Annotated in this window: 9 protein-coding genes; 4 read left to right on the top strand and 5 right to left on the bottom strand. The window is 64.8% G+C overall.

What is annotated here, in order from left to right; all coding sequences use genetic code 11:
- The first annotated feature begins 9 nt into the window (after positions 1-9).
- A complete protein-coding gene (locus tag ACFVJ5_RS35510; protein WP_379227093.1) occupies positions 10-582 on the top strand; it encodes a TetR/AcrR family transcriptional regulator in 573 nt (190 codons plus the stop codon).
- Positions 583-673: 91 nt separating this feature from the next.
- Here ACFVJ5_RS35510 and ACFVJ5_RS35515 read toward each other — a convergent pair whose 3' ends face one another.
- The 4 genes from ACFVJ5_RS35515 to ACFVJ5_RS35530 are packed head-to-tail and all read right to left on the bottom strand — an operon-like array spanning position 674 to position 4,765.
- Positions 674-2,134, bottom strand: a complete 1,461-nt coding sequence (locus ACFVJ5_RS35515; RefSeq protein WP_379227095.1) for a class I adenylate-forming enzyme family protein — start codon at positions 2,132-2,134, stop codon at positions 674-676.
- A 3-nt stretch (positions 2,135-2,137) separates the two neighbouring features.
- Positions 2,138-3,037: an alpha/beta hydrolase gene (locus tag ACFVJ5_RS35520; protein ID WP_379227097.1), complete on the bottom strand. Its 900-nt coding sequence runs from the start codon at positions 3,035-3,037 to the stop codon at positions 2,138-2,140.
- Positions 3,037-4,020, bottom strand: coding sequence for an enoyl-CoA hydratase/isomerase family protein (locus tag ACFVJ5_RS35525; RefSeq protein ID WP_379227099.1), 984 nt, complete (start codon positions 4,018-4,020; stop codon positions 3,037-3,039). Before ACFVJ5_RS35525 ends, ACFVJ5_RS35520 begins: the two co-directional genes overlap by 1 nt.
- A 31-nt stretch (positions 4,021-4,051) precedes the next feature.
- On the bottom strand, positions 4,052-4,765 hold the full coding sequence (locus ACFVJ5_RS35530) for an SDR family oxidoreductase (protein WP_379227101.1): 714 nt from the start codon (positions 4,763-4,765) through the stop codon (positions 4,052-4,054).
- 193 nt (positions 4,766-4,958) lie between these two features.
- On the opposite strand from ACFVJ5_RS35530, the gene ACFVJ5_RS35535 reads away from it, so the two are divergent.
- Together ACFVJ5_RS35535 and ACFVJ5_RS35540 are read left to right on the top strand one after the other, a co-directional pair.
- Complete coding sequence (locus tag ACFVJ5_RS35535) at positions 4,959-6,614, top strand: GMC oxidoreductase (protein WP_379227103.1); 1,656 nt, start codon at positions 4,959-4,961, stop codon at positions 6,612-6,614.
- A 31-nt stretch (positions 6,615-6,645) separates the two neighbouring features.
- Positions 6,646-7,344 carry a TetR/AcrR family transcriptional regulator gene (locus ACFVJ5_RS35540; protein ID WP_379227105.1) on the top strand — a complete coding sequence of 233 codons (699 nt, stop codon included), beginning with the start codon at positions 6,646-6,648 and terminating at the stop codon, positions 7,342-7,344.
- A gap of 12 nt (positions 7,345-7,356) precedes the next feature.
- On the opposite strand, the gene ACFVJ5_RS35545 is transcribed toward ACFVJ5_RS35540, so the two are convergent.
- On the bottom strand, positions 7,357-8,205 hold the full coding sequence (locus ACFVJ5_RS35545) for a short-chain dehydrogenase/reductase (RefSeq protein ID WP_379227107.1): 849 nt from the start codon (positions 8,203-8,205) through the stop codon (positions 7,357-7,359).
- 23 nt (positions 8,206-8,228) lie between these two features.
- On the opposite strand from ACFVJ5_RS35545, the gene ACFVJ5_RS35550 reads away from it, so the two are divergent.
- Positions 8,229-8,710: NADP-dependent oxidoreductase (locus ACFVJ5_RS35550; RefSeq protein ID WP_379227109.1), on the top strand; the 482-nt coding region annotated here is incomplete at its 3' end.

An 8,710-nucleotide genomic window follows, 5' to 3' on the forward strand; every position in this document is an offset into this window, starting at 1 on the left:
GGCAGACGAGTGGCCCGATACGGCACCGAGCACAAACACGCGACGCGACAGCGGATCATCGAGACTGCCGGGCGCCGGTTCAAACAGCACGGGATCGACGGTTCGGGCATCGCGGTACTCATGGCCGACGCGGGCCTGACCAACGGCGCGTTCTACGCCCACTTCGGATCCAAAGACGACCTGGTAGCCAATGTCGTCGCCGGAGAGCTCGACGCCCAGCGCGCAACGCTGGACGCGCTCAAGTCGAGCCGCGAAGCTCTGGAAACCTTTGTGCGCGAATACCTTTCAAGACAACACCGGGATCTCCGGGGCGACGGATGCCCCTCAGCAGCATTGCTCGACGAGATCGGACGCTGCGATACCGCCATAAGGCGCGCCTACACCGAGGGTGCCCGCTCCATAGTCGAGGTGATCGCTGCTCACCTCGCGCCAGAGAACCCACAATCCGCACGGGGCAAGGCGCTCGGGCTGTACACCGTCATGGTCGGAACATTGCAGCTGTCCCGCGCTCTGTCAGATGAGAAACTCTCCGACGAGGTTCTCGAAGAAGGCATACACAACGCGCTCACCTTCATGCACTGAAGACACTCGAGACCGCGCCGAACGCCACCCGACGGAAAGACGCTCAACGCCTTCGAAGGCCGACCTTTCCACCGGGCGACAGTCGGCCGAATCAAACTGCGGCGCGCAAGGCGATGGTTCGGAGTGCGACTTTGTCGAGCTTGCCGACCGCGTTTTTGGGCAGGGTCTCCATCGAGTGGATACGCTTCGGCCGTTTGTAGCTGCTGAGATTGTCCTTGCAGAGGGCCTCGAGCGCTTCTGGGTCGATGATCGCCCCGGGCCGAGGTTGGACGTAGGCAATCACGATCTCGCCCCACTTCGCGTCCGGGACCGCGACAACGGCGGCTTCGAGCACATCCGGTGCAGATGTGAGAACGTCCTCGATCTCTTTCGGGTAGATGTTCTCGCCTCCGCGGATAATCATCTCTTTGCTACGACCGACGATCGTGAGGTAGCCGTCGGCGTCGAGGTGACCGATGTCCCCGGTGTGTAACCAACCGTCGACAATGGTCGCGGCGGTCTCTGCGGGACGACCGAGGTAGCCGCGCATCACGTTCGGCCCGCGGACGACGATTTCGCCGTTCACCCCATGAGGCAGCTCGTGATCATCGGGACCGATGACGCGGAGTTCCTGGCCGGGGAACGCGACGCCGACGGTACCTGCCTTTCGGGGGCCGTGGATCGGGTTGATCGTCGAGCCGCAGGTGCCCTCGGACAGCCCATATGCCTCGATGATCGGGAAACCGTACCGGCGCTCGAACCTGGTGAGCAATTCGGCAGGGGCGGGGGCCGCGCCACAGACGGCGAATCTGATCGATGAAGTGTCAGGGCTCAGTTCCTCGGGCAGGGCTGCGAGCATGCTGTAGATCGTGGGCACTGCGGAGAAGTAGGTGGGTCGCACCTGTTCGACGGCTTCGAAGAAGGTCCGTGGATCGAATCGGTCGGCGATAGTGACACTCGCTCCGACCAGGAGCGGGCAGAGGACACTGACGATGATTCCATTGACGTGGAACAGTGGCAGGAGCAGCAGGCACCGGTCGGTGGAGCCGAGTTGCAGTGCGCCGCGACCCATTCCGGTCATCGCATCGAGGTTGGCATGGTCGAGCATGACGCCCTTGGGAACCCCGGTGGTGCCCGAGGTGTAGATCAGGAGTGCGAGGGCATCCGGATCGTCGACGGGATCGTGCTCCGCGACGAGGTCGTAGCGCAGATCGGACACGGCAAGTGACCGGAACCCCGGGACGGTGTCGTCGCCGTCCTCGGTGACCAGGATTCGGGCACTGCAATCGCTGAGCTGTCGATCGACCTCTACCGTCGTCAGCGCCGGGTTGACCGGTGTAATCGTGGCGCCGATGCGCCACGCCGCGAACAGCAGGACAACGAATTCGACACGGTTGATCAGTCGCAGAGCGACGACGTCGCCGCTGGCGACGCCGTGCTGGGCGAGTTGGGCGGCGACCGATTCCACTCGGCGGTGCAGTTCAGCGTTGGTCAAAGACTGCCTGGAATCGGTGACCGCGAGAGCTCCGGGCGCGGAGGCGCTGCGCCGGTCGGGCAAGGTGGAGAACGTCATTGTTCAGGCCTTCAGGTGTCGGGTGAGGAATTCGGTCTGGTCGGCGACCACAGTCTCGAACGGCTCGCCGAGGTAGATGTCGAAGTGGCCGGCGTCGTACCGCTTGATCTCGTTCTTGGGTGCGGTTAGGGCGTAGGCGATTGTCTCGTCGGGCGGTGTGACCGAGTCGTGGTCGCAGATGCAGAACAAGATCGGCATCTGGACATCTTTTGCAGCCTTACCCGGGCGGTGGCAGGTGATGGTCGGTGCGACCCGGGCAGCGACCTCGTTGACGAATGTGCCGCCCTCGGGTACGAGTGCGAGGTAGCCGGGCAGCGCGTCGGGCGCGGTCATCAGCGCCTTGTCTCCCGGCGCACCGGCGAGGGTGAGCAGGACCGGAGCCTTGCCTCTGACATGGGAGAGAATGTCGGCCGCGACGGCGGGAAGCACTCGCATCGTGCCCTTCGGGCCGAGCGCGCGTGCTGATGCGAGGCCGTCGGTGAAGGGGCACTGGGCGATCGCGGCGAGCAGCTCGGGATGGCGGGCTGCGACGATGACGGCGTGACCTCCACCGAACGAACTGCCCCACACGGCAACTCGGGTGTTATCGACGTCGGGGCGGGTCTTGACGTGGGCGATGGCGGCGTCCCAGTCTGCGAGCTGGCGTTTGATCGACAACAGCTGGCGAGGTCGGCCGGTGGAGTCTCCGAAGTGCCGGTAGGTGAATGCCAGTGCGGCAATGCCTGCCTGAGCGAATCGTTCGGCAAACGCGTCGAGGCGCATTTCCCGGGTAGCGCCGAGACCGTGGCCGAGAATGACGACGGGCGGGTTCTGGACACCGTCAGGCAGAAACAGCCAGGCCGCGCAGGTGTCGCCGCCCGACCCGAAGCTGATGTCGTGGCGGGTGACGGTATGGGATGTCATCACTGCTCCCGCGTGGTGGTTGCGGTGGGTGCGCCGGCACCACGGGTGTTGCCGTGCTCGAGCACCTGATCGAAGACGCCGGGCTGGTACAGCGGGAGTTCGCCGCTGGCGTCGGTGTTGGCCATGTAGTCGAGCATCAGTTCTTGGCCGATCTTCGACAGCGCGGTCGCGAGGAATTCCGCACGTTCGATGTGCAGCCCGTCTTCGAGATTCGACGAACCGCCGAAATACACCGCGCGTTTGATCGCCGCGCGTGACGACTTGGGCCGTGCCCCGAAATATTCGGCTAGCTCGAATGCTCGATCGAGCAGTTTCTCAGGGGCGGTGACATCGTCAACGGCGCCGATCTCCAACGCTTCTGTGGGGGTGAAGGGTTTGCCGGACAGGATCGCCGTGAGTGCCCGGTGATTGCCGACCAGCCGGGGCAGGCGCTGGCTGCCACCGCCCCCGGGCATGATGCCGAGCAGGATCTCCGGCTGCCCGATGAAGTAGTCGCCGTCCGCCATGATGCGTAGGTCGTTGGCCCAACAGAACTCTGCGCCGAGCCCCAGTGCGGAACCATTGAGTGCGGCGATGAAGATCACCCCGCTGCGGTTCATCTTCAAGAATGTCTGATGAACTCGTTCGAGCTGGACGGCCGGCCACAGCGGACTCTTGCCGAGCACTGCCCGCATCCCGCCGACGTTGTTCACTCCCCTGGCCGCACGTGCCAATGTCGCGGCGCCACGCAACCCCACGGGTGGCACCGCGGCGCCGCCCTCCTGTAGCCACCGAACTTCGGCGTGGCTGACGAAGCGACCGGGATGGGTGCCCGTGAAAACAACCGCGTTGATGTCGGGGTCCGCGTCAGCGCGGTCGACGAGTTGGTCGAGTTGATCGGCGATGTCGTTGCCGAACAGCCCCAGTGGTCCGCCATCGACGTGGACCAGCAGCGCCGAACCACGGTGCTCGATGTCGAGGCGTCCTCGTACTTCTTCTGTCATCGCACATCCCTGCTTCCTTGTCGTGCCGACTTCACTGCTGGCCGGCGAGCTGGGGGTAGACGACCTCGAGCGGGGCGCTGAGGCCTTGTTTGAGCTGCCGGGAGCCTTCGTCTGCCAGCACCTCGTACTCGCCGGCTTCGGTGGCGTCGAAGACCTGGTTCACCAGGTCCGCGGGGTCGAGTTTGGGGCCGGTGGCGTGCGCGGCCATGGGCGTATCGACATAGCCGACGTGGACTCCGACGACCTGGACCCCGGCCGGTTGCAACTCCAAGCGCAAGGAATTAGTCGATGACCACAGGGCCGCCTTGGTGGCGGAGTAGATCCCGGCGACTGCCCACCACGACAGCACCGAGTGAATGTTGATGATCGCCGTGTTGCCGCCGTGGGCGGAGAGAATCGGCGCGAATCCGCGAGCGAGGAACAGCGGGCCGAGAAAGTTGGTCTCGACGTTGCGCCGGATCTCCTCTCCGGTGTGGGTGAGGATCCCCGGCGTGGATACCGATGCGCCCGCGTTGTTGATCAGGATGGTCACATCCGGTGCTGCCTGGACCGCCGCATCGATGGATTTCTGATCGGTGATGTCCAGCGCCAACGCGACGATGCGATCGTCGTCCCAGTCGCGCGGAGTTCGCGCCGTGGCGTACACCTTCGCAGCACCGCGAGCAAGGGATTCGCGGACGAAGTGGGTACCGATGCCGCCGTTCGCACCGGTGACGAGGACGACGGCGCCTTTGAGCGAGGTCATGGTTGTGCGCGCTCCATCTATCGAGTCGTGAAGTGCGTCGGTCGCGTACATGGGCTCGGATGGCCGAGCACATGCGTTCGACTCCGCACTGTGGACCGCCTTCCGCGTCCTGCGTCTTGGCGCATACGGATGGCTTGCCACTCCACAATAACGAAGTTATTGTGGAGGCGCAAGCACTCACAGGAGGCAGTCCATGGATACGTCGGCACCGGTCGAGAGCGATACCGAACGCCGAGGCCAGGAGTTCGATTTCGACTGGGTGGTGGTCGGTTCCGGCTTCGGTGGCAGCGTGGCAGCGCTACGCCTAACCGAGAAGGGATACCGCGTCGTGGTCATCGAGCGCGGCCGTCGGTACGCCGACGCCGATCTGCCGACGTCAGCCTCCGACTGGCGGCGGTTTCTCTGGGCACCGGCCATCGGATTGCGCGGCATAATGCGCAACATCCTTCTGCCACACGTGTTCAGCTCGAGCCAGACCGGCGTGGGCGGCGGCAGCCTGGTGTACGGGGGTGTGCTGTTTCGTGCTCAGCCCGGGTTCTTCGCGGACCCGCAATGGCGAGACCTCGGAGACTGGGATCGCGCGCTCGCACCTCACTACGCGACCGCCGAGCGCATGCTCGGCGTGCAGCAGACCCCCTGGGAGTCGGTGACAATGGACCTGACCCGTGCGGTGGCAGCGCGCTTCGCGAGCCCGGACGACTTCGCCCCCGCCCCTGTCGGGGTGTTTTTCGGCGAGCCCGGCAAGACTGTGCCCGACCCGTACTTCGGCGGCGAAGGGCCTGCGCGCACGGGGTGCACGCGGTGCGGCGAGTGCATGATCGGGTGTCGTGTCGGTGCCGCTAATCGACTGACGAAGAACTACTTGTGGTTCGCGGAAAAGCGCGGCGCGCAGATCCTCGCCGAGCGAAACGTCGTCGACGTCGCCCCGCTCGGGCCTGCCAGCAGTAGTGACGGTCGCGACGGATACCGAATCACGACCCGGCGGCCAGGAGTCGGGCCGCGTCGCGATCAGCGCACACTCACCGCTCGCGGCGTCGTTTTCGCGGCAGGGGCAGTCGGGACCAACGAGCTGCTGGCGGATTGCAAACACCGCGGTTCGCTGCCACGGATCAGCGATCGACTCGGCGAGTTGGTGCGCACCAACAGCGAAGCGGTCCTGACTGTTCTGCTGCCCGAGGACATGCAGACCTGGCGCGATGTCACTGCCAGCAGTCGGGTCCTCATCGACGGGGACACCCAGATCGAGTTGCTCACCTACGGGCCCAATGGTGACTTCATGCGACTACTCTTCACCGTGCTGAGCGGGCACGGCGACGGCCGCCGCCGGGCCATCGAGTGGGCCGCAGAAGTGCTGAGCCATCCGAGACGATGGGTAGCGACACTGCGTCGCGGGTGGAGCCGGCGCACGCTCATGATGCTCGTCATGCAGGCACGCGACAACGCGATTGCGTTCACTCCGGTCAGACGCCGCTTCGGTCGCGGCTACCGGCTCACCACGCGGATCGACGCGAAGCGGCCAGCGCCAACCCATCTCGCTATCGGCCACAAGGTGGCGACCTGGCTCGCCGAACAGACCGGCGGTATCGCGCAAGCCAGTGTTTTCGAAGTTCTCGGCAACCGCCCCATGACCGCCCATGTGGTCGGTGGTGCCGTTATCGGGTCAACGGCCGAAACCGGCGTCGTCGACCCACACATGACGGTATTCGGCTACCGGAACATGATCGTGTGCGATGCCGCCGCGTTCCCCGCCAATCCCGGCGTGAACCCGGCGCTGACGATCACGGCGCTGGCCGAGCATGCCATGCAGCATGTATCGCACTGCGCCGACCGCGAACCAGCCGCATTCTGACCAACCCTCGCGAATGGGACAATGACCGATTATGGCCGAAGCACCGCACCCGAAAGACACCCCGTCGAACGGCATCGCCGAACGCCTGATCGATGCCGCGATCAGGCTCCTGGCCACCGAAGGTCCGTCGGCGATCAAAGCACGCACCGTCGCCGCTGAGGCTGGCATGTCGAGCATGGTCGTCTACAACTACTTCGGCGGCGTACCCGAGCTGGTGAAAGCCCTCACCGACCACGGATTCGACCAGCTCGGTACCGCCTTCGCCGAACTGCCCAACACCGACGACTCCGTCGCCGACCTCTTCTCGATGGCGCTCGTCACTGTCGCCTATGCCCGCTCCAATCCACACCTCTACGATGCGATGTTCGGTCTGTCCACTCGATCGACCTACCGTCCCGCCTCCGACAAAGACGTGCGTCTGGCAGGTCACTCTGCCGCCTTTCGAGCGGCATACGCCCACATCACCGATGCCTGTACCCGGCTGGTCGGTTCAGAGCGCGTCGCGGCGACCGATCCCAAGGCCGTAGCGGGCGCATTGTGGAGCTACGTCCACGGCTACATCATGTTGGAGCTGGCCAACCATTTCGACGAGTTCGATGACCCGGTCGGCGAGGTTCTCGTACCGATGGGCGTCACTTTCTGCGTCGGCCTCGGTGACGATCCCAAGGCCGCGACAGCCTCTCACCAGCGCGCGCTCACCCTGTCACCGACTATCTCGCCAGGCTCCTGAATCGGCCGCGGCTCATCCCTGTCGCCGGGCATCGCGCGCGGCAATCTCCCGTTCGACCCGTGGCGCCCAGGTGGCCGCAAAGCGGCGCGCCCACAACCACCCAGCAGGCGAAGCGAGCGCGGCCTTGCCCCACCCGACCGCAGCGACCGCGCGCGGCACGTACACACGTGGACGCCGGGTGGTCAGGCCATCGACAATGGCGACCGCGGCCTTGTCGACATGCGTCGTGACATTGCCCGGATATGGCAGCCTGCGTCGCATTGCCGGAAACGACGGAATATCTCTGTCGATACTCCGCACGAGGTCTGTTTCGATCCACGAGGGATGCACCACACCGACCGAAATTCCGAGGTGAGCGACTTCTTGCCGATAGGTCAGGGCGAGCATCTCCACACCGGCCTTGCTGGCTGAGTACGCCGACATCGACGGCAACGCCAGAAAGGACAGCGCGGATGCCACAACGCTCACGTGTCCACCGGACCTCGCCAGATGCGGTGTTGCGAGCTTCAGCGTTCTGAACGTGCCGGTCAGGTTCACGTTCAGTACTCGCGTGAACGCCGCGTCCTCGGTCTGGCGTACGGTGCCGTAATCGACGATTCCCGCATTCGCGACGACCAGGTCGATTCCCCCGAGGGACTCGGCGGCACCGTCGATTGCCCGCCGCAGCGCATTCCCGTCGCACACGTCAGCAGCAAACCATCGGCCATCGATGTCGTCGGCCAAGGTCGCGAGTCGGTCGGGCTCGAGGCCGAGTACCGCGACTCGCGCGCCACGCGAGGCCGCGATGCGCGCCACATGCTCGCCGATGCCTCTTGCCGCACCAGTTACCACCAGCCGCTTGTTCGTCAGATCCTGCTTCACACCTACACAATAACTTCGTTATTATGAAGGTGGCAACATCCTCAACAGTCAGGAGACCACCAATGAAGGCATTCGCGGTGACTGAATACGGACCCGATGGGTTGAAATCCGTCGATGTGGCGGTCCCTGCAGTCGGAGCCGACGACGTCCTCATCGACGTGCGGGCGGCGAGCATCAACCCGCTCGACAAGATGGTCCGCAACGGGGAGTTCAAACAGCTCCTCAGGTACAAGACACCATTCGTTCTCGGTCACGACGTTGCCGGCGTTGTCACCGCCCTCGGATCTGCGGTCCGCGACTTCAGTATCGGTGACGCGGTCTATGCCCGACCCCGCGACCTGCGCATCGGCACCTTCGCAGAGTTCACCGCCGTCAACCAAGCTGACGTAGCCCACAAGCCCGTTTCGCTCTCCTTCGCCGAGGCAGGCGCGGTTCCTCTCGTCGCACTGGCCGCATGGCAGGCACTTGTCGACGTCGCCGACGTCAAACCAGGACAGCGGGTGCT

Origin of the sequence: Nocardia sp. NPDC127606 (assembly GCF_042671725.1) — a bacterium.
Taxonomy (GTDB): domain Bacteria; phylum Actinomycetota; class Actinomycetes; order Mycobacteriales; family Mycobacteriaceae; genus Nocardia.